The sequence below is a fragment of the Qipengyuania gaetbuli genome (assembly GCF_020171365.1).
Taxonomy (GTDB): domain Bacteria; phylum Pseudomonadota; class Alphaproteobacteria; order Sphingomonadales; family Sphingomonadaceae; genus Qipengyuania; species Qipengyuania gaetbuli_B.
In genome coordinates, this window is sequence record NZ_JAIUZO010000002.1 from 2355935 (window position 1) to 2375066 (window position 19132).

Sequence of the window (19132 nt, forward strand, 5' to 3'; positions counted from 1 at the left end):
TCTCCCGTTGAGGGACAGAAAAAGCGCGGTTCGCACACGTCGCGGGCCGTGTTTCGCTGTCCTGCAGCGACCCATGCGCGACCTCTTGGCGACCACTTTTTGCGAAGGCGGACTATCTGCGCCTGTTGCGCGGGCTTGGCAAGCCTGCTGGCCGGTGCCTTACGGGCAGGGCTGCTGGCCGGTCAGGGCATTCACCGCTTCGAGCGCCGCGGCAAAGGCTTCCTCCCGGTCGAGCGCGCTGGTGTCGATGACCAGCGCATCTGCTGCCGGGACCAGCGGCGCAACGGCGCGGTTGCGGTCGCGCTCGTCGCGGCGGCGCAGGTCGTCCTCGATCTCGGCCAGCGTGACGGGCACGCCGCGATCGCGCATTTCGAGGAAGCGGCGCTGGGCGCGCGCCTCTACGCTGGCGGTCACGAACAGCTTCGCTTCGGCCTCGGGGGCAATCACCGTCCCGATATCGCGCCCGTCGAGCACCGCGCCGCCCTTCTGCGTGGCGAAACTGCGCTGGCGTTCGAACAGCGCCTGGCGCACCGCGGGGTGGACCGAGACTCGGCTGGCGAGCCCGCCGGTTTCCTCGTCGCGCAAATGCGGGTCGTCCAGCAGGCTGTCGGGAAAGGCGGTCGCGGCCAGCGCATCGCCGCTATCGTCCGGGTCTCCGCCGTCGAGGAACACCTGCCGCCCGACCGCGCGATAAAGCAGGCCGGTATCGAGATGGGGCAGGCCGAAATGCGTAGCGAGGGCCTTGGCAATCGTGCCCTTGCCCGAGGCGGTAGGTCCGTCGACGGCGATGATCATTCGGGCCTGCTGCGCGACTTGAGCGCCTTCCACAAGCCCCACAGCGCGATCGCCGCCCAGAAACCTTCCAGCACCAAGCTCGGCCAGTTGGTGTGGACCAGCAGCGATACGGTCAGCAGCGCAGCGCCGAGGAGGTTGGTGCCGTGGAGGATGAAGGGGTTCGGCTCGTCCTTCCATGTCAGGTAGGCATAGGCGGCGATGATGCAGGCCATGCCGACGAAACCGACGGCAGTGTAGATGTCGAAAGCCTCGCTCACGCGGAGGCTTCTTCCAGCAGGGCCATGAAATTGGGGAAGCTGGTGGCGATCGGCTCGGTGCTGTCGATTTCCACGCCCTTCTCGCTGGCAAGGCCGGCCACCGCCATGCTCATGGCGATGCGGTGGTCGAGATGGGTGGTGACGGGGCCGCCGCCTGCCAGCGGCTTGCCGCCGGTGCCGCGGATGAGCAGGCCGTCCTCGCGCTCCTCGACGCTGGCGCCGGCGAGCGACAGCGCGGTTGCCATTGCGGTCAGGCGGTCGCTTTCCTTGACCCGCAATTCGTCGAGGCCGCTGGTGACGGTGGTGCCCTGCGCCAAGGCAGCGGAGACGAAGAGGACGGGGAATTCGTCGATCATGCTCGGCGCGATGTCGGGATCGACCTCGATGCCTTTGAGCTGGGCATGGCGCACGCGCAGGTCCGCCACCGGCTCTCCGCCGACCTCGCGTTCGTCGAGGTAGTCGATATTCGCGCCCATCTGCTTCAGCACGCGGAAGATACCGTCGCGGGTCGGGTTGAGGCCGACGTTCTCGATCACCAAATCGCTGCCCGGAACCACGCTGGCGGCCACCGCGAAGAAGGCGGCAGAGGAAGGATCGCCCGGAACGGTGATGTCGCAGGGCGTCATATCGACCGGACCGGTCAGCGAGATGTGCTTCTCGCCCCCGATCTCTTCGACGCGGACGTCGACGCCGAAACCGCGCAGCATCCGCTCGGTATGGTCGCGGGTCGGCACCGGCTCGATCACCGTGGTGGTGCCGGGCGTATTGAGGCCGGCGAGCAGCACCGCGCTCTTTACCTGCGCGCTGGCGACGGGCAGGCGATAGGTCATCGGGACGGCCGGTTGGAGTCCTTCCATCACCAGCGGCAGCGTGCCGCCGGGGGAAGGGGTGAAGCTCGCGCCCATGACGGAAAGCGGATCGATCACGCGGCCCATCGGGCGCTTCGACAGGCTGGCATCTCCGGTGAAGGTGGCGGTGATGCCGTGGCTGGCGACGAGGCCCATGAGCAGGCGCGTCGAGGTGCCAGAATTGCCCATGTCGAGCGCGCCTTGCGGCTGGAGCAGCGTGCCCACGCCCACGCCGTCGACCACCCAGGTGTCGCCGTCCTTCTCTATGCGGGCGCCCATCGCGCGCAGGGCTGCGGCGGTGGAGAGTACGTCCTCGCCCTCCAGCAGGCCGGAAATGCGGCTGCGGCCCACGGCCAGCGCGCCGAACATGAGCGAGCGGTGGCTGATCGACTTGTCGCCGGGCACGCGAATGCGTCCGGTCAGCGGGCGTGAGGGTTGAAAGCGGTGGGCGGTCACACAATCTCGTACGTGTCGGGTCGGTAGAAGCGACCTCGCGCTTTGACAGCGTGAAAACACTCTGGCAAGGCGCGCGCGCAGTTGATTCCCGGGCTCCGGGATCCCACCACTAATTATACGAATTAACGGCCCCGATGCGCACGTGCACGGGGCGGCAAAGCCTAAGGATTACACATGGTCAAACCGGAATGGGGCACCAAGCGGACCTGCCCGAAGTGCGGCACCCGCTTCTACGATCTGACGAAGGACGAGCCCGTCCACTGCATCGAATGTGCCGAAGAGTGGTTCCCCGAACCCGTGCTCAAGTCGAAGCAGCCGATCCTCGCCGAAGAAGAAGCGAAGAAGAAGGACGCCGAAGCCGACGCCGATCTGGGCGGCGACGACGATGACGATCTGGACATCGACATCGACGAAGACGATGATTCGCCCGACAATGAAGTCGACCTCGGCGGTGACGACGACCTCGGCGTCGAGACCAAGTCCAAGGGCGACGACGACGACGTCGACGAAAGCTAATTTAGCTGTTGCAATGCGGGAGGCCTGCTTATATTGGGCGCCTCCCGCAAGGGTGGCACGCTCTTTTCAAGGTCGTGTCGTCTGAAATGGTTCGGGGCCTTAGCTCAGCTGGGAGAGCGCCTGCATGGCATGCAGGAGGTCAGCGGTTCGATCCCGCTAGGCTCCACCATTTCGACCCGAGTGCGATGGTAGCAGGCCGTGGCGACGGCTGCGGCTTGCTTCCACCACACCCGGGCACACGTTTGGGTTTCATAGGGGTCTGACCCCACGCTGGCCGACGAGTTCTCGTCCGCCGGCGTTTTTCGCGTTTATTCGGGCCTCGACGGGTTCGGAAGGAGAAGAACAGACATGTTCGACAATCTGTCCGACCGGCTCGGCAATGTCTTCGACAAGCTCAAGGGCCGCGGCTCGCTGTCGGAGAACGACGTTCGCGAAGCCATGCGCGAAGTGCGCATTGCGCTGCTCGAAGCCGACGTCGCCCTGCCGGTGGTGCGCCGCTTCATCGACGCGGTCACCGAAAAGGCCATCGGCTCGGAAGTCCTGAAGTCGGTCACGCCCGGCCAGCAGGTCGTCAAGATCGTCAATGACGAGCTGGTCGAAATGCTCGGCGGCGACGGCGACGATGCCGAATCGCGCGAACTGAATTTCTCGGCCAAGCCGCCGGTCGTCATTATGATGGTCGGCCTGCAGGGCTCGGGTAAGACGACCACGACCGCCAAGCTCGGCAAGCTGCTCAAGGAAAAGCACGGCAAGAAGGCTATGATGGCCTCGCTCGACGTGAACCGTCCGGCCGCGCAGGAACAGCTGAAGGTGCTGGGCGAGCAGGTCAATGTCGCCACGCTGCCGATCGTTGCCGGCCAGCAGCCGGTCGACATCGCTCGCCGCGCCATGGAAAGCGCCAAGCTGCAGGCTGCCGACGTGCTGCTGCTCGATACTGCGGGCCGTCTCCACGTCGACGAGGCGCTGATGGCCGAGATGAAGGCGATCGCCTCCGTCTCCGCGCCCACCGAAGTGCTGCTGGTGGTCGACAGCCTGACCGGCCAGGACGCGGTCAACGTTGCGCAGAGCTTTACGGGCGAAGTGCCGCTGACCGGCGTGGTGCTGACCCGCATGGACGGCGATGCGCGCGGCGGTGCTGCGCTGTCGATGCGCTATGTCACGGGCAAGCCGATCAAGTTTGCCGGCACCGGTGAAAAACTCGACGCGATCGAGGCCTTCGATCCCAAGCGCGTTGCCGGCCGCATCCTCGGCATGGGCGACGTGGTCAGCCTGGTCGAAAAGGCCGCGGCGACGATCAAGGAAGAAGAGGCCGAAGCCCTCGCCAGGAAGATGGCGAAGGGGCAGTTCGACCTCGACGATTTGCGCATGCAGCTCAAGCAGATGCAGAGCATGGGCGGCCTCGGCGCGCTCGCGGGCATGATGCCGGGCATGAAGAAGGCCAAGGCAGCGATGCAGCAGTCGGGCATGGACGACCGCGTGCTGCTGCGCATGGACGCGATCATCGGCTCGATGACGCCGAAGGAACGCAAGCGTCCCGAACTGATGAACGCCAAGCGCAAGAAGCGCGTGGCGGCAGGCTCGGGCACCGACGTGCAGACCGTCAACAAGGTGCTCAAGATGCACCAGGAGATGGGCCGCGCGATGAAGCAGATCAAGAAGATGGGCGGCCTCAAGGGTCTTGGCGCGCTGTTCGGCAAGGGCGGCCTCGGCGCCGCGATGCCGGGCCTCGGCGGTCCGGGCCCGATGGGCGGCCTGCCGGGCCTTGGTTCCGGCGGCGGCAAGGGTCCCTCGGTGGACCCGGACACGCTGCCCGCCGACCTGCGTGATTTATTGAACAAGAAATAATCTGATTACCGATATTTACATTCGAAAGGTGAAGTAAAATGGCAGTTGCAATTCGTCTGTCGCGCGGTGGCGCGAAGAAGCGTCCTTACTACCGCATCGTCGTGTCGGACACGCGCAGCCCGCGTGACGGCAAGTACCTGGAGCAGATCGGCACCTACAACCCGATGCTGCCGAAGGATTCGGGCGAGCGCGTGAAGCTCGACGAAGACCGTGCACGTCACTGGCTCTCGGTTGGCGCCCAGCCGACCGACCGCGTCCACCGCTTCCTCGATGCCGCCGGCATCCTCGAGCGTGCGCCTAAGAACAACCCCAAGAAGGGTGAGCCGGGCGAAGCCGCCAAGGAACGCGCCGAAGAAAAGGCCGCCAAGATCGCTGAAGCCGAAGAAGCCGCCAAGGCTGCCGAGGAAGAAGCCGCTGCAGCTGCAGCCGCTCCGGCCGAAGAAGAAGCACCCGCTGAAGAAGCCGCTGCTGAAGAAGCTCCGGCCGAAGAAGCTGCTGCTGAAGAAGCTCCGGCTGAAGAAGCAGCCGAAGAAAAGGCCGAGTAAGCCCTTTCGATGCAGGACAAGCCCGTCACGCTGGCAGCCGTCACCGGTGCGCATGGCGTGGCGGGCGAAGTCCGCCTGAAGCTGTTCGGCGAAGGGTTCGAAGCCCTGAAACCGCACAAGAGCTTCAACGGGGGAGCATTGACGCTCTCCAAGGTCCGCAGCGACAACAAGGGCGGCGCCATCGCGCGCTTTGCCGAAGTCCCGGACCGCACGGCCGCCGAAAAACTGCGCGGCACTGTCCTGACCGTCCCGCGATCCGCCTTGCCGGCACTGGACGAGGGCGAATTCTACTATTCCGACCTCCTGGGCCTGCCCGTCGTCACCGACACGGGCGAGGACATAGGGCGCGTCTTCGCGGTCGAGAATTTCGGAGCGACCGAAATTGTCGAGATCGAGAAGCACGACGGCAAGAAATTCATGGTCCCGCTGACGCAGCAGGCCGTTCCCGGCTGGGATGCGGAAAAGCTCACCGTCAACGCGGATTTCGTCGACTAGCGCCTCAGCGGACGCGTTTCCGCCAACGTATTGCGGATCGCGGTCGAGGCGACGCCTGCCTGTCCCATTGCATGTCCGATCTGGTCGAGGCCCACCACCACGTCGCCTGCCGCGTAAAGACCCGGCACGCTGGTTTCGAGATGGTCGGTCACCTCGATGCTGCCGTCCTCGCTGACGCGTGCCCCGCATGACTTGGCAAGGCCCGACCGGATGACCGAACCGAGCGCGGGATAGACGCTGTCGAAGGCCATGCGCCCTTCGGCAGTATCGAAGGCCAATTGCCCGTTCTCGATCGCGAAATTGCCGCAAGGACCAGCGACGCGGGCGATCCCTGCCTTGTCGAGGGCATTCGAGCACTGGACGGACAAATCGTGGTCGCCGCCGGGCGAAACCAGCGTCAGGTCGGCGGTGAAGGTGCGCACGAATTGCGCCTCGGCCGTGCCGTGGTCCGACGTGCCGATCACGGCGACCTTTTTGTCGGTCACCTCGTAGCCGTCGCAAACCGGGCAATAGCGTAGCAGCCCGCGCGACAGGGTCTCGTCATGCAGCTGGTCGTCCATGCCCTCGGGCCGGTTGTTGACCACGCCCGTCGCCAGCAGGACGGTGCGGGCGCGATAGGTCTCTTCGCCGCAGGTCACGGTGAAGCATTCGTCCGGTTGGGATAGGTCGGTCACGCGCTTGGGCTCGCGCAGGGCGCCGTATTTCGCCGCCTGCTCGCGCATCCGCTCGAGCAGTTCCTCGCCGTTGATGCCGTCGGGAAAGCCAGCATGGTTGTGGCTGCGCGGGATCCAGCTCGCCCGACTGGTGCCGCAATCGAACAGGCGGATGCCGAGGTGGTAACGCGCAAGGTAGATCGCGGCGGTCAGCCCTGCAGGCCCTGCGCCCACGATGATGCAGTCGTCGATATGCTCGCTCATGCCTGCGTGAACGCGCGGGATGGCAAAACGGTGCCGCCCGCGCTAACCGGACCGCCATGACCAAGCTCCAAGTCGCCATCGTGCAGGCAGCGCCTGTGCCGCTCGCCATCGGCGACGGGATCGACAAGGCCCTCCGCCTTGCCCGCGAGGCCATCGAGGGCGGGGCGAAGCTGGTCGCGTTCGGCGAGACTTTCCTCGGCGGTTATCCGCTGTGGCTCGACGAGGCACCGGGTGCGGCGCTGTGGGACCATCCCGGCACGCGCGCTCTGCACCGTATGCTGCTGGAGCAGGCGGTGGTCGCGAATGACGAGCGGCTTCTGCCTCTTCAAGAGCTGTGCGACGAAAGCGGCGCGGTCATTTCCATCGGCGCGCACGAACGGGTGCGGCAGAGCCTGTACAACAACCAGATGACCTTCCGGCCCGGCGTGCCGGTGCTCGACCACCGCAAGCTCGTTCCCACCCATGGCGAACGGCTGGTGTGGATGCGCGGCGACGGCTCGACGCTGGGCGTCCACCAGGCGGAGTGGGGCAGCGTCGGCTCGCTGATCTGCTGGGAGCACTGGATGCCGCTCGCCCGCGCAGCGATGCACAACCTCGGCGAAAGCGTGCACGTGGCTGCCTGGCCGACCGTGCGCGAGCAATACGCCATTGCCAGCCGTCACTATGCGATGGAGGGCCGCTGCTTCGTGCTGGCGGCAGGGCTGGTACAGGCGAAGGACGATCTCTTCGACGGTCTGGAGCGGGCCGGTGGTAACGACGAGGCGCGCGAACTGATCGAGGCCATCTCGTCCGACACGCTCAACCGCGGCGGCTCGCTGATCGCCGCGCCCGATGCGCGGATCATCGCGCAGGCAGGCGAAGGCGAGGAAACGCTGTTCGCGGAACTCGATCTGGACGAGATCGGCCACGGGCTGGCCAGCCTCGATACCGATGGCCACTATTCGCGGCCGGACGTTTTCGAACTGACTGTCGACAGGAAACCCAAAGGAGGGGTCACGTGGGCGAAGTGAGTTGGGGAATTGTCATTCTGGTCGGCTTGGCCCTTGCCGGACTGGCAGTCGTGCTGGGCGTGTACTGCGGCGTGGCCCTGCTGGTGTCGGCCGGGGTCAGGAGCATCCGGCCCCGGTCCAGTGCCCGATGGGCCTCCCTTTTGGGCTCAGCTCTCCTGCCCGTTCTCAGCGTGATCCTTTTCCTCGCAGCCTTCTCGACAGCGCTGGAACCCGATTTTCGCGGGCCCGAGGTCCTCGGCATCGCCATCGTGGGCGTCCTAGCCTTGTTTTCGGTGATCGTGGGCTGGCCTGTGAGCTATTTCGTGGCGCACCGGGTCATGGCCCGTCGTTGACCGCTTTGCCCCGATGACCTTCGCCGCCACCATCCTCACTCTCTATCCCGAGTTAGTTTTCGGACAGCGTGACGTCGTATGGTCGAGCTAGGGGTAGACTTGGCCATGGTCGCCGCCCCCGCGAATGCGGCTCCGCAAGAGGTGTTCTGTTTTGATTGCCCGACAGCAGCGGATTACCTGGGGATTTTTGTCGGTCTGGTGGGCACATCGTTGGTATTCTCAATTCCGAGCTTCTTCCTAGGTGTACTCGTTCATCGGGTCTGGCCACGCCGGTCTAGTTTGTTTCGAATAATCTTCGTTGTTTTTACGGTAGTGCCTTTCTGGTTCGTGATTTTTCTCCTTTTTGGAGGAGCATCAAGTGGCGGTGACTTCTGGGCAAGGCTCGCGAAGGCCGCTGGGCAAACTGTGGATGCATGGCCGATCCTTTTGGGCGCCTCTCTTTTTGTCGCTACAGCTTCGTTTTTCGATGCTTTACGAGTTCGGAAGGCGCAATCATCCGCCATCTACTCAAGATACGAATAGAAGCTAGAATTGTGACCTTCGCCGCCACCATCCTGACGCTTTACCCCGAGATGTTTCCCGGGCCGCTGGGCATCAGCCTTGCCGGCCGCGCGCTCGAGCGGGGGGACTGGTCTTGCGAGACGGTCCAGATCCGCGATTTTGCCACGGACAAGCATCGCACGGTCGACGATACGCCGGCAGGCGGCGGGGCGGGCATGGTGCTCAAGCCCGATGTGATCGGCGCGGCGATTGCCAGCGTTGCGGACGAACGCCCGATCCTCGCCATGACGCCGCGCGGCAAGCCGATTACGCAGGAGCGTATCCGCGAGATCGCATCCGGCCCCGGCGTCACCATCCTGTGCGGCCGGTTCGAAGGCTTCGACGAAAGGATTTTCGAGGCCTATCGGCAGATCGAGCAGGTCAGCCTTGCCGATATCGTCCTGTCGGGCGGAGAGCCCGCCGCGCTGGCGATTCTCGACGCTTGCATTCGCCTGCTTCCCGGAGTAATGGGCGCGCCCACAAGCGGGCACGAGGAGTCGTTCGAGGACGGTCTCCTGGAATACCCGCAATATACCCGACCTCAGGAATGGGAAGGGCGCACGATCCCTGAAGTGCTGCGATCGGGGGATCATGCGAAAATCGCTGCTTGGCGCAAGGCAAGGAGCGAGGATGACACACGGTTACGCAGGCCGGACCTTTGGGATCGCTACAGTGGCGATCGGGACCAGCCTGCCTCTGGCGCGCGGCGAAAAGACTAGGACTTAGGTCATGAACCTGATTCAGCAGCTCGAAGCTGAAGCTATCGAGAACCTCGGGAAGGACATCCCCGAATTCCGTGCCGGTGACACCGTCCGCGTTGGCGTGAAGGTCGTCGAAGGCCAGCGCGAGCGTGTCCAGAACTTCGAAGGCGTTGTCATTGCCCGCTCGAACCGCGGCATGGGCAGCAACTTCACCGTCCGCAAGCTTTCGTTCGGCGAAGGTGTGGAACGCGTGTTCCCGCTCTACAGCCCGATCGTCGACAGCATCACCGTGGTCCGCCGCGGCGTCGTGCGTCGTGCAAAGCTGTATTACCTGCGCGGCCGTACCGGCAAGCGCGCTCGTATCGCGGAACGCAAGGTCAACGCCCCCAAGGCGTAAGGCTTGCAAGCAATGCGAATTCGAAGGGCGGTCCTGCGGGGCCGCCCTTTTCGTTTGGAGCGCCTCCCAAGAGCGGAAAAATAAGGGCGGTGCTCCTGAAACCACCGCCTCCCAATGGCCAAAAAATAAGAGCGGTGCTCCTGAAAGCACCGCCCTTGTCACGTGGGGATCATGATGAGCCTTGCGGCCCGGTCTGATGCCTCCGGGAGCCAGTGAGCCGGAAAGAGGCTCCCGATGACAGGGACCCTTGTGGCGGCAAGGCGTTAAGGGGATTTAAGGAAGCGCGCTTAAGGCCAAATTAGGCATGAAATTGCCGGTCGGTGCGAATCCTTGCCTTTCGCGGCGCGGCTTGCGAGAGCGGGCCGTCGCAGAATGGGAGAGACACTTGCGCAAACTGACCTTCGCCGCTGCCTTGGCGCTCGGCACCTGCCTGGCAGCGCCCGCACTGGCCCAGAACAACAGCAACACGGGGGAAACCGCGCCCATGGATCTCACCTTCGAACGCGTCTTCGCCTCGCCCTCGCTCGACGGGCCCGCGCCGCGCCAGGCCAAGCTGTCGCCCGACGGGCGCTATCTCACCCTGCTGAAGAACCGCGAGGACGACCGCGAGCGCTACGATCTGTGGGCCTACGACCGCGAAAAGGGCGACTGGTCCATGCTGGTAGACAGCGAGAAGCTGGGCACGGGCCGCGAACTGTCCGAAGACGAGAAGATGCAGCGCGAACGCGCCCGCGTCGGTAGCCTCAAGGGCATCATCAGCTACCAGTGGACCAAGGAAGGCGACGCCGTGCTGGTGCCGCTCGACGGCGATCTCTACCTCGCGCGCATCGGCGGCGAGGTGATCCAGCTTACCGACACCGAGGAAAGCGAACTCAATCCCTCGCTCAGCAGCACGGGTGCTTATGTCAGCTTCGTGCGCGACAGGCAGCTGTGGGTCGGTGACGTCGGGGCAGAGGCAAGCCCCGTAACCCCCAAGGAAGGCGATGCCATCCGCTGGGGCGAGGCGGAATTCGTCGCGCAAGAGGAAATGGCGCGCCTCACTGGCTATTGGTGGAGCCCCGACGACCGGCGCATCGCCGTCGAACGCTTCGACGAGAGCATGGTCGGCATCGTCACGCGCGCCGCGATCGGCGCGACCGGCACCAAGGTCTTCGACCAGCGCTATCCTGTCGCGGGAAGTCCCAACGCGGTGGTCGAACTGTTCGTCATGGACCCCGACGGCCAGAACCGCGTGAAGGTGGACCTCGGCGAGAATACCGACATCTACCTTGCCCGCGTCGACTGGGCGCCGGACGGTTCGGTGCTCTACGTCCAGCGCCAGAACCGCGAACAGACCGTGCTCGACGTGCTCAAGGTCGATCCCGCCACGGGCAATAGCGAAGTGCTCTTCACCGAAAATGCGGCGATGGAGGATTACTGGATCAACCTGTCGGACGACTACAAGTGGCTCGACGACGGCAGCCTCATCTGGTGGTCGGAACGCGACGGCTTCGGACACCTCTACCGCTATGCCGATGGCAACTGGACCCAGCTGACCAAGGGCAAATGGGTGGTCACCAAGCTGCTCGGCGTCGACCAGGAGCAGGGGCGGGTCTATTTTCAGGCGACCAGGGACGATGTGCTGGCCCAGCAGATTTACGCCTTCAACCTTGCCAATCCGGGCGAGGTCGAGCGGCTGACCGACCTGTTCTACACCAATGCCGGCACGATGGACGGCAAGGCGCAGACGCTGCTGGTGACCCGTTCAAACGACGACATCCCGCCGCAGAGCTATATCGCCGACGGGCAGGGCAACCAGCTTGCCTGGATCGAACGCAACGAGCTTACCGCCGACCACCCTTACGCGCCCTATCTCGCCAGCCACCAGCCTACGCAATACGGCGTGCTTCCGGCAGAGGACGGGACGCTGCTCTACTGGGAAATGGTCACGCCCCCGCTGGAGCCGGGCAAGAAGTACCCGGTCTATTTCTACCACTACGGCGGACCCGGCCCGCAGACGGTCAACAAGGGCTGGAACGGCGCCTTGCGGCAGGCAATCGTCGACAAGGGCTATATCTGGTTCGCGCTCGATAACCGGGGAAGCGCAAACCGCGGCGTGAAGTTCGAGCAGCCGATCTACCGTGCCATGGGCGGGGTCGAGGTGCGCGACCAGAAGGCGGGCGCCGAATTCCTCACGCAGTTCGATTTCGTCGACGCGGACAAGATCGCTATCGATGGCTGGTCCTATGGCGGTTACATGACCTTGAAGCAGCTCCAGGCCGATCCGGGCCTCTATGCCGCGGGCATTTCCGGCGCTCCGGTGACCAAGTGGGAGCTGTACGACACCCATTACACCGAACGCTACATGGGCACGCCGCAGGCCGACGCGCAGGCTTATGAGAAGGCATCGGCCATTCCCGATGCGGCGAAGATCACCGATCCGCTGCTGATCATCCACGGCATGGCGGACGACAACGTCGTGTTCGAGAACGCGACCGAGATCATCTCGAAGATGCAGGAAGCCAACGTGCCGTTCGAAATGATGCTCTACCCCGGCTACACCCACCGGGTGTCGGGCGAGCAGATCAGCCCGCACCGTTACAACACCGTGTTCCGCTTCCTCGAAGCGCACGGGGTAACGCCTCCGGAGTGACGCTTTAGCGCCCGCAATCGAATGTGCGCTTGCGGGCGCGAAACCAATCGCTATCTCGGCGGCGCATAGATTTTGGAGAAGTGCATTGGGTTATCGTGTTGCCGTGGTCGGCGCGACCGGGAATGTCGGTCGCGAAATGATGCAGGTCCTCGCCGAGCGCGAGTTTCCCTGCGACGAAGTGGCGGCCGTCGCCTCCAGCCGTTCGGTCGGCACCGAGGTCGAATTCGGCGACACGGGCAAGATGCTCAAGTGCAAGAATATCGAGCATTTCGACTGGGCGGGCTGGGACATTGCCCTGTTCGCCGCCGGTAGCGGTCCGGCCAAGGAATACGCGCCCAAGGCGGCGGCAGCAGGCTGCGTGGTGATCGACAACAGCTCGCTCTACCGCATGGACCCGGACGTGCCGCTGATCGTGCCCGAGGTGAACCCGGACGCGATCCACGACTATGCCAAGAAGAACATCATCGCGAACCCCAACTGCTCGACCGCGCAGCTGGTCGTCGCGCTGAAGCCGCTGCACGATGCAGCCACCATCAAGCGCGTGGTCGTGTCGACCTACCAGTCGGTTTCCGGAGCCGGCAAGGCAGGCATGGACGAGCTGTTCGAGCAGAGCCGCAACATCTTCGTCGGCGATCCGACCGAACCGGTGAAATTCACCAAGCAGATCGCCTTCAACGTGATCCCGCACATCGACGTCTTCCTCGACGATGGTTCGACCAAGGAAGAGTGGAAGATGGTGGTCGAGACCAAGAAGATCCTCGACCCGAAGATCAAGCTGACCGCCACTTGCGTGCGCGTGCCGGTCTTCGTCGGCCATTCCGAAGCGGTGAACATCGAGTTCGAGAACGAGATTTCCGCCGAACAGGCTCAGGACATCCTGCGCGAGGCGCCCGGCATCATGCTGGTCGATAAGCGCGAGGATGGCGGCTACACGACCCCGATCGAGGCGGCTGGCGACAGCGCGACCTACATCAGCCGCGTGCGCGAGGATGCGACGGTCGAAAACGGCCTCACCCTGTGGTGCGTGTCGGACAACCTGCGCAAGGGCGCAGCGCTGAACGCGGTGCAGATCGCGGAACTCCTCGGCCGCGAATGCCTTAAGAAGGGATGATCAGGCACACCCTCCCGCTCGCCGCTCTTGCACTCGCTCTCGCCGCCTGCGGCGGGGCTGAGACGACGCCAAGCGACGACACCTCGTCAGGCGCGCAGCAGGCCCCTGCTGCCGACCGGTTCGAAGGCACGAAGCTGGTGGTCAATGCGAACGGCGTCGCCGGCGCCAGCGCGGACAGCGCCATGGTGCTGCGGTTCGGGTCTCCCCGCGCCGATGTCGAGAAGATGGCCGAAAGCGCTTGGGGCGCGGCCGGCGAAACCTCGCGGCAGGAGGAATGCGGGGCAGGGCCGATGGACTTCGTATCCTATGGCCCGCTGCAACTCGCATTCCAGGACGACAAGTTCGCCGGCTGGTTCCTCCAGACCGGTGAAGGCGTGGCCACTTCGGACGGCATCCGTCCAGGCGTGACGATCGATGCGCTCAAGTCGGAACGGCAAGTGCGCGAAATCGACAGCACTCTGCCGGGCGAGTTCGAATACACCACCGGTGATTTCGGCACGATCCGGGGCTTTTCGGAACAGGGCACGATAACCGGCCTGCAAGCTGGCCTCAGTTGCTTCTTCCGCTGATCATTCGCCCGGCGGGGGCATGGCTCCTGCCGGCTGCGAATTTCGCTTCATCAGGAACGCCAGCGGGATCGCGGCGATGGTGATCCACATCATCATCCAGAAGTCGTCAACATAGGCGACCATGGCGGCCTGCCTGGTCGCTTCGAGGTCGATCATCTTGAGAGCGACATCGCCCAGGTTCTGGTAGCGGTCCACCGTACCGACATCGACCATGTTGGATACCGACGCGCCCGTGATGTTGGCGGCGATATCGGCGTGGCTGGTCTGCATGTTCCGGGCAAGCATGACCGTTGTCAGCGATATTCCGGCCGAGGCGCCCAGCGAGCGGAACAGGTTCATCAGGCTCGACCCGTCGGTGCGAAGCCGCGGCGCCAGCGTGGCAAAGGCGCTGACATTGAGCGGGATGAACACGAGGCCCATGCCGAGGCCCTGGATGAGGCCCGACGACACGATGTGGAAACGGTCCACGCCCAGCGACCAGTGGCTCATCTGCCAGAGCGAGAAGGCACAGATCGCAAAACCCGCGGCAACCACGGGGCGCGCATCGAGATTGCGGCGCATGGCCATCCCGGCAAACTGCATCGAGATCAGAACGCCGACACCGCGCGGCATCAGGACGAGACCGGTATCGATCACGTCGTAGCTCATCAGTTGCTGCAGCATCGGCGGGAGCAGGGCCATGGTCGCGAACATCACGACACCGATGGCCAGCATGAACCCCAGCGCAATGGCGAAATTGCGGTCGAGGAACAGCGCCCGGTCGAACAGCCCGTCCCGCGCGGTGGCCAGGTGGATCACCGCCATCCAGGTCGCCGAGACGAACAGGAAGGTCCACAGCCAGATTTCGAGGCTGTCGAACCAGTCCAGCGTCTGCCCGCGGTCGAGCAGCATCTGGAACGCGGCCAGCGCAACCCCGAGCATCAGGAAGCCGAATATGTCGAACCGGCGTTTCACCGTGTCGCGGTGCGGCAGCTGGGTGACGAGGATTGCCAGGCTCAGAATGCCGATCGGCAGGTTCACGTAGAACACCCAGCGCCAGTTCGCCTGCTCGGTCAGCCAGCCGCCGAGCACGGGGCCGAGGATCGGGCCGATCATGATGCCCATGCCCCACAGCGCCATCATCTGCGCATGGCGGCTCGGCTTGTTGGTATCGAGCATGAAGGCCTGGCTGAGCGGGGCGATGAATGCGCCCGTCACGCCCTGCAAGGCGCGGAAGAGGACCATCTCTTCCAGATTCTGCGCCATGCCGCACAGCATCGAGGAAACGATGAATCCCGCGACCGAGAAGATGAACAACCGCCGCCCGCCGACGCGGTCGGCCAGCCAGCCGGTAATCGGGAGGGCAACGGCGCTGGCTATGATGTAGCTGGTGAGGACCCAGGTGATCGTCTCGGTCGTCGCGCCCAGCGCGGTGCGCATGTGCGGGATCGCGACATTGGCGATGGTCGTGTCGAGCACCTGCAGCAGCGAAGCCGCCATGATCCCGACGATCAGCAGGCCCGGATTCGCAACCGGAAGCTGGGCGACGTCAGCCTTGGCCGCAGGCGCACTGGCGCTGCCTGCCGGTAGTGCGCGGCTGGCCATGGATCAGTGCTTCTTGCCGTCGGTGAAGACCGTCACCTCTGTCGAAAGGCCGGCGATCAGCGGGCGGGGGCTCTTTTCGTCGATCGCGATGCGGACGGGCACGCGCTGCGTCACCTTGACCCAGTTGCCGGTCGCGTTCTGCGCGGGAATGACGGAGAACTCGCTGCCCGTACCGGCGCCAATGGACTCTACGTGGCCCTTGAGGACGAGGCCGGGATAGGCATCGAAATGCACTTCCGCCGGCTGGCCGATATGCATGTCGGCAAGGTCGGTTTCCTTGAAGTTGGCTTCCACATAGGAACTGCCGTCCTCGATCAGAGTGAGTACGGGAAGCCCTTGCACGACCTGCTGGCCAAGCTGGAGCCGCTCGGCCTGCGCCACGCGGCCAGCCGACGGGGCGCGCACTTCGGTCCGGCGGAGCGCCAGTTCGGCGACCGCGCGCTGGGCCTTGCCGGCCGCGACCTGCGGGTTCTCGCCCGGAACGGCGGCACCGGTGGCCAGCTTGGCACGGGCGGCCTGCTGGCGGGCCTGCGCCTGCCGCAGCGCCTCGCGCGCCTGGTTGAGACGGTGCTGGGCCGCATCGTGATCGGCCTTGGTCAGGAAGCCGCGCTGGAAGAGCGCGTCCTGCCGGTCGAAATTGGCTTGCGCAAAAGCGATATCCTCGCGCGCTGCACTGATGTCCGTGCCCGACAGGTCCGACGAATTGGCCAGGGCGGTGACATTGGCCTGCGCCGAAGCGATTGCCGCATTCGCCTGCTGGATCTGCAAGCGGTAAGGCTCCGCATCGATCCGGAACAGCAAATCGCCTTCCTTCACGCTGTCGCCTTCGCCGACGAGCACCTCGGTGATTTCTCCGCCCACCAGCGCGCTGACCGACACCTTGTCCTGCTGGACATAGGCGTTGTCGGTGGTGACCTTGCCTTGCAGCGACAGCCAGTAGAAAGCGCCGGCGACAAGCAGGGCGAGGGGGACGCTGAGCATCAGCACCACGCGGCTCCATTGGCGCTTGCGTGCAGGCTCGCTGGTCATCGTGGCCCCATCCGCCGGGCGGGAATTCTCGAGACTGATTTCGGGATCGGCTTCAGCCATTTGCGACGTCCTTGAGTGTGCGGTCGGCAGACAGGTTTGCGGAAACCCGATCGAGTAGGTTGGCGAGCGTCGCCTGTTCCTGCTTGCTCAGCCCTTCGGCCATGTCGGCCACGAGGCCATCGACGATGGCGCGCAGGCGCTCGACGATCTCGCGGCTCTTGTCGGTGAGGTGGAGGAGGCGCGCGCGACGGTCGGCCGGATCCGCGACCCGTTCGACCCAGCCCGCTTCTTCCATCCGGTCGACGATCCGCGTGAGCGTGATCGGTTCGACCTCGATACGGTCGGCATAGAAAGCCTGGTTGTTGTCCGGGAACTTGACGAGGCTGAGCAGCAGCCGGGCCTGCACCGCGGTGAGGCCGAGGCTGCGGACGCGTTCGTCGAAGGTGCGGCGAAGCACGCGCCCGCTGTCCGACAAGAGATAGCCGATGTTGGTTTCCATGCTGCACATATAATAACAAGGCTTATTATTGCAACTTGCAAATTTCGAATGTGCGGTGGCATCCGGTGCAAGGGAAGGCTAGGCAGGCAGCATGACCCTTCACGCAGAGCTCTATTTCAGCTTCCGCTCGCCCTACAGCTACCTGTCTGTGGGCCGCTATCGCGCCATGGCGGAGGAATACGATCTCGAGATCGCCCTGAAGCCGGTCTATCCGCTGGCGATCCGCCAACCCGATTTCTTCGAGCGCAACCACCCCAACTGGCTGGGCTACACCATGCGCGACATGATGCGGGTGGCGCAGTTCCACGGCATTCCTTTCGGCGCACCCCGGCCCGATCCCATCGTGCAGAACATCATGACCCGCGAGATTGCGGAGGACCAGCCTCGTATCCGGCGCGTGACGCGCATGGGGCAGGCCGCGGCGAGGCGTGGCAAGGGCCTTGTCTTCGCTGCCGAAGCAGGCCGGATGATCTGGGGCGGACAGGAAGGCTGGGACGAAGGCGACCATCTCGAACGCGCGCTGGAAGCGGCAGGTCTCGACCCGGCAGAAGTTTCCGCCGAGGTCGAAGCCGAGCCAGAAGCGCTCGACGCCGAAATCGCAGCCAACCAGTCCAGCCTCGAGGCGGCAGGCCATTGGGGCGTGCCGACGCTGGTGTTCGAAGGCGAACCCTTCTTCGGGCAAGACCGCATCGACATGGTCAAATGGCGCATGGAGCAAAAGGGGCTCGCCAAGCGATGATCACCGAACGCTTCGCCAGTTTCGACGGCACGCAGCTTGCGCTTCACCGGCATGGTAGCGGGCGTCCTCTGGTCCTGCTGCACGGGCTGTTTTCCAGCGCGCAGATGAACTGGATCAAGTGGGGGCACCACGAGGCCATCGCAGACAAGGGCTACGAGGTCCTGATGCTGGATTTTCGCGTACACGGCGAAAGCGAGGCCCCGCGCGAGCCGGAGAAGTACCCGCTCAACGTGCTGGTGCGCGATGTGGCGGCTCTGGTGGATCACCTGGGGCTCGAGGATTACGATCTCGGCGGGTTTTCGCTGGGTGCGCGCACCTCGCTCCACGCGGTCGCGCACGGTGTTCTGCATCCTGCACGGCTGATCGTGGGCGGGATGGGGACGGCCGGCCTTGGCGAATGGGCCAAGCGCAGCGGCTATTTCAAGCGCGTGATCGACGAGTTCGAGAATATCCCGCGCGGCGATCCGGCCTATTTCTCGATGCAGTTCCTCAAATCGCAGGGCGTGGACCGGGTGGCCGCGCGCCTGCTGCTCGACACCATGCCCGATCTCGACCTCGGCCTGCTGCCCAACGTCACCATGCCGACGCTGGTGGTCTGCGGCGACGAGGATCGCGACAACGGCTCGGCGCCTGCGCTGGCGGAATTGCTGCCCAATGCGGACTATGTCGAGGTGCCGGGCACGCACATGGGCAGTGTGACCAAGCCCGATCTCGGGTTGGCGATGGCAAACTGGCTGGGGGTACAGGATGGATAGCACGCGTTCGAACTGGCGGAATTTCTGGCTGCTCTGGCTGACGGGAATCGTGATTATCGTCGCGCTGGTGAGCCAGAACGACCGCCTCGTCACCGATATCGCACCGCAGGGCATGCTTGATCACCAGGTCGCGGCCACCGCCCAGCGCGTCGAAGACATCCACGCCAGCTGGCGTGCGGCCGGGGCGATGGATTTCTTCAAAATCGCCATCCTGTTCGACCTGCTCTTCATCGTCCTCTACAGCACGGGCGGCGTGATGGGCGGCAAGCTCATCCGGCAGGCTGCGCGCTCGGGCCTGCTGAGGGCGCTCGCCGGGCTTGCAATCCTTGCCTATGCGGCCTTCGGCATCCTCGATTTCACCGAGACCTTCTGCCAGGCCATTCAGGGCTTCGTGACGGGCGGCAACGACACGCTGGCCGCGATTGCGGCCAGCGCGCAGCAGCCCAAGATGGCCGCTTTCTTCATCGGCTTCCCCTCGCTTGTCGTGGCCTTGGCCTGGTTCAGGGTAGAGCGACGTCGAAGCGCTTGATTATGGCGGGTTGCAGGTGCAATCCGGTAGC

General features: G+C 64.6%; 22 protein-coding genes and 1 tRNA gene. 16 read left to right on the plus strand and 7 right to left on the minus strand.

The annotated features are described in order from the left end of the window. Positions 1-159 precede the first annotated feature (159 nt). The 3 genes from LCL94_RS12160 to aroA are packed head-to-tail and all read right to left on the minus strand — an operon-like array spanning position 160 to position 2356. The gene (locus tag LCL94_RS12160; protein WP_224832424.1) at positions 160-795 is read right to left on the minus strand and encodes a (d)CMP kinase; all 636 of its coding nucleotides are present in this window, start codon (positions 793-795) and stop codon (positions 160-162) included. Then, positions 792-1052 carry a CBU_0592 family membrane protein gene (locus tag LCL94_RS12165; protein WP_224832425.1) on the minus strand — a complete coding sequence of 87 codons (261 nt, stop codon included), beginning with the start codon at positions 1050-1052 and terminating at the stop codon, positions 792-794. The genes LCL94_RS12160 and LCL94_RS12165 overlap by 4 nt, the downstream gene beginning before the upstream one ends. Continuing rightward, a complete protein-coding gene (gene aroA / locus LCL94_RS12170) occupies positions 1049-2356 on the minus strand; it encodes a 3-phosphoshikimate 1-carboxyvinyltransferase (RefSeq protein WP_224832426.1) in 1308 nt (435 codons plus the stop codon). The genes LCL94_RS12165 and aroA overlap by 4 nt, the downstream gene beginning before the upstream one ends. Before the next feature lie 174 nt (positions 2357-2530). On the opposite strand from aroA, the gene LCL94_RS12175 reads away from it, so the two are divergent. The 5 genes from LCL94_RS12175 (at position 2531) to rimM (ending at position 5757) form a co-directional block, all read left to right on the plus strand. Beyond that, positions 2531-2872 (plus strand): FYDLN acid domain-containing protein, encoded by a 342-nt coding sequence (locus LCL94_RS12175; RefSeq protein ID WP_160606790.1) that lies wholly within the window; start codon positions 2531-2533, stop codon positions 2870-2872. A gap of 93 nt (positions 2873-2965) precedes the next feature. After that, positions 2966-3041 (plus strand) — tRNA-Ala (locus LCL94_RS12180). A 179-nt stretch (positions 3042-3220) separates the two neighbouring features. After that, positions 3221-4717, plus strand: coding sequence for a signal recognition particle protein (gene ffh, locus LCL94_RS12185; RefSeq protein WP_224832427.1), 1497 nt, complete (start codon positions 3221-3223; stop codon positions 4715-4717). A 38-nt stretch (positions 4718-4755) separates the two neighbouring features. Next, positions 4756-5262 (plus strand): 30S ribosomal protein S16, encoded by a 507-nt coding sequence (gene rpsP, locus LCL94_RS12190; RefSeq protein WP_222553545.1) that lies wholly within the window; start codon positions 4756-4758, stop codon positions 5260-5262. 9 nt (positions 5263-5271) lie between these two features. Beyond that, entirely contained in the window at positions 5272-5757 is a 486-nt protein-coding gene (rimM, locus tag LCL94_RS12195) for a ribosome maturation factor RimM (RefSeq protein ID WP_224832428.1), read from the plus strand. Here the strand turns inward: rimM and LCL94_RS12200 are convergent. Further along, on the minus strand, positions 5754-6674 hold the full coding sequence (locus tag LCL94_RS12200) for an NAD(P)/FAD-dependent oxidoreductase (RefSeq protein WP_224832429.1): 921 nt from the start codon (positions 6672-6674) through the stop codon (positions 5754-5756). The two genes, rimM and LCL94_RS12200, sit on opposite strands and share 4 nt — an antisense overlap. 56 nt (positions 6675-6730) lie before the next feature. Here LCL94_RS12200 and LCL94_RS12205 point away from each other — a divergent pair, with 56 nt between their 5' ends. From LCL94_RS12205 to LCL94_RS12240, 8 genes are all read left to right on the plus strand, one after another. Next, a complete protein-coding gene (locus tag LCL94_RS12205) occupies positions 6731-7684 on the plus strand; it encodes a carbon-nitrogen hydrolase family protein (RefSeq protein ID WP_224832430.1) in 954 nt (317 codons plus the stop codon). After that, positions 7672-8016, plus strand: a complete 345-nt coding sequence (locus LCL94_RS12210; RefSeq protein ID WP_224832431.1) for a hypothetical protein — start codon at positions 7672-7674, stop codon at positions 8014-8016. The genes LCL94_RS12205 and LCL94_RS12210 overlap by 13 nt, the downstream gene beginning before the upstream one ends. 99 nt (positions 8017-8115) lie before the next feature. Beyond that, positions 8116-8538, plus strand: coding sequence for a hypothetical protein (locus LCL94_RS12215; protein ID WP_224832432.1), 423 nt, complete (start codon positions 8116-8118; stop codon positions 8536-8538). A gap of 11 nt (positions 8539-8549) precedes the next feature. Further along, a complete protein-coding gene (gene trmD, locus LCL94_RS12220; protein ID WP_224832433.1) occupies positions 8550-9275 on the plus strand; it encodes a tRNA (guanosine(37)-N1)-methyltransferase TrmD in 726 nt (241 codons plus the stop codon). A gap of 10 nt (positions 9276-9285) precedes the next feature. Next, positions 9286-9654 (plus strand): 50S ribosomal protein L19, encoded by a 369-nt coding sequence (gene rplS, locus LCL94_RS12225; RefSeq protein WP_160606806.1) that lies wholly within the window; start codon positions 9286-9288, stop codon positions 9652-9654. Positions 9655-10039: 385 nt separating this feature from the next. Then, positions 10040-12286 (plus strand): S9 family peptidase, encoded by a 2247-nt coding sequence (locus LCL94_RS12230; protein WP_224832434.1) that lies wholly within the window; start codon positions 10040-10042, stop codon positions 12284-12286. Between the two features lie 85 nt (positions 12287-12371). Next, positions 12372-13397: an aspartate-semialdehyde dehydrogenase gene (locus tag LCL94_RS12235; RefSeq protein WP_224832435.1), complete on the plus strand. Its 1026-nt coding sequence runs from the start codon at positions 12372-12374 to the stop codon at positions 13395-13397. Next, positions 13394-13966 carry a hypothetical protein gene (locus LCL94_RS12240; RefSeq protein ID WP_224832436.1) on the plus strand — a complete coding sequence of 191 codons (573 nt, stop codon included), beginning with the start codon at positions 13394-13396 and terminating at the stop codon, positions 13964-13966. Before LCL94_RS12235 ends, LCL94_RS12240 begins: the two co-directional genes overlap by 4 nt. Here the strand turns inward: LCL94_RS12240 and LCL94_RS12245 are convergent, their stop codons facing one another. Genes LCL94_RS12245 through LCL94_RS12255 form a run of 3 tightly spaced genes read right to left on the minus strand, consistent with a single transcriptional unit; the run spans position 13967 to position 17078 of the window. Next, positions 13967-15550 carry a DHA2 family efflux MFS transporter permease subunit gene (locus LCL94_RS12245; RefSeq protein ID WP_224832437.1) on the minus strand — a complete coding sequence of 528 codons (1584 nt, stop codon included), beginning with the start codon at positions 15548-15550 and terminating at the stop codon, positions 13967-13969. Positions 15551-15553: 3 nt separating this feature from the next. Next, positions 15554-16639, minus strand: coding sequence for an HlyD family secretion protein (locus LCL94_RS12250; RefSeq protein ID WP_224832438.1), 1086 nt, complete (start codon positions 16637-16639; stop codon positions 15554-15556). Next, positions 16632-17078: a MarR family winged helix-turn-helix transcriptional regulator gene (locus tag LCL94_RS12255; RefSeq protein ID WP_224832439.1), complete on the minus strand. Its 447-nt coding sequence runs from the start codon at positions 17076-17078 to the stop codon at positions 16632-16634. The genes LCL94_RS12250 and LCL94_RS12255 overlap by 8 nt, the downstream gene beginning before the upstream one ends. Positions 17079-17169: 91 nt before the next feature. On the opposite strand from LCL94_RS12255, the gene LCL94_RS12260 reads away from it, so the two are divergent. The 3 genes from LCL94_RS12260 to LCL94_RS12270 are packed head-to-tail and all read left to right on the plus strand — an operon-like array spanning position 17170 to position 19101. After that, on the plus strand, positions 17170-17817 hold the full coding sequence (locus LCL94_RS12260; protein ID WP_224832440.1) for a 2-hydroxychromene-2-carboxylate isomerase: 648 nt from the start codon (positions 17170-17172) through the stop codon (positions 17815-17817). Further along, complete coding sequence (locus LCL94_RS12265; protein WP_224832441.1) at positions 17814-18572, plus strand: alpha/beta fold hydrolase; 759 nt, start codon at positions 17814-17816, stop codon at positions 18570-18572. The genes LCL94_RS12260 and LCL94_RS12265 overlap by 4 nt, the downstream gene beginning before the upstream one ends. Further along, on the plus strand, positions 18565-19101 hold the full coding sequence (locus LCL94_RS12270; RefSeq protein ID WP_224832442.1) for a hypothetical protein: 537 nt from the start codon (positions 18565-18567) through the stop codon (positions 19099-19101). Before LCL94_RS12265 ends, LCL94_RS12270 begins: the two co-directional genes overlap by 8 nt. Positions 19102-19132: the final 31 nt, after the last annotated feature.

Excerpts from the sequence above, each read along its gene's own strand:
- LCL94_RS12160 (WP_224832424.1), bottom strand. The coding sequence starts at position 795 with ATGATCATCGCCGTCGACGGACCTACCGCCTCGGGCAAGGGCACGATT.
- LCL94_RS12175 (WP_160606790.1), top strand. The coding sequence starts at position 2,531 with ATGGTCAAACCGGAATGGGGCACCAAGCGGACCTGCCCGAAGTGCGGC.
- ffh (WP_224832427.1), top strand. The coding sequence starts at position 3,221 with ATGTTCGACAATCTGTCCGACCGGCTCGGCAATGTCTTCGACAAGCTC.
- rpsP (WP_222553545.1), top strand. The coding sequence starts at position 4,756 with ATGGCAGTTGCAATTCGTCTGTCGCGCGGTGGCGCGAAGAAGCGTCCT.
- rimM (WP_224832428.1), top strand. The coding sequence starts at position 5,272 with ATGCAGGACAAGCCCGTCACGCTGGCAGCCGTCACCGGTGCGCATGGC.
- LCL94_RS12200 (WP_224832429.1), bottom strand. The coding sequence starts at position 6,674 with ATGAGCGAGCATATCGACGACTGCATCATCGTGGGCGCAGGGCCTGCA.
- LCL94_RS12205 (WP_224832430.1), top strand. The coding sequence starts at position 6,731 with ATGACCAAGCTCCAAGTCGCCATCGTGCAGGCAGCGCCTGTGCCGCTC.
- rplS (WP_160606806.1), top strand. The coding sequence starts at position 9,286 with ATGAACCTGATTCAGCAGCTCGAAGCTGAAGCTATCGAGAACCTCGGG.
- LCL94_RS12240 (WP_224832436.1), top strand. The coding sequence starts at position 13,394 with ATGATCAGGCACACCCTCCCGCTCGCCGCTCTTGCACTCGCTCTCGCC.
- LCL94_RS12245 (WP_224832437.1), bottom strand. The coding sequence starts at position 15,550 with ATGGCCAGCCGCGCACTACCGGCAGGCAGCGCCAGTGCGCCTGCGGCC.
- LCL94_RS12250 (WP_224832438.1), bottom strand. The coding sequence starts at position 16,639 with ATGGCTGAAGCCGATCCCGAAATCAGTCTCGAGAATTCCCGCCCGGCG.
- LCL94_RS12255 (WP_224832439.1), bottom strand. The coding sequence starts at position 17,078 with ATGGAAACCAACATCGGCTATCTCTTGTCGGACAGCGGGCGCGTGCTT.
- LCL94_RS12260 (WP_224832440.1), top strand. The coding sequence starts at position 17,170 with ATGACCCTTCACGCAGAGCTCTATTTCAGCTTCCGCTCGCCCTACAGC.
- LCL94_RS12265 (WP_224832441.1), top strand. The coding sequence starts at position 17,814 with ATGATCACCGAACGCTTCGCCAGTTTCGACGGCACGCAGCTTGCGCTT.
- LCL94_RS12270 (WP_224832442.1), top strand. The coding sequence starts at position 18,565 with ATGGATAGCACGCGTTCGAACTGGCGGAATTTCTGGCTGCTCTGGCTG.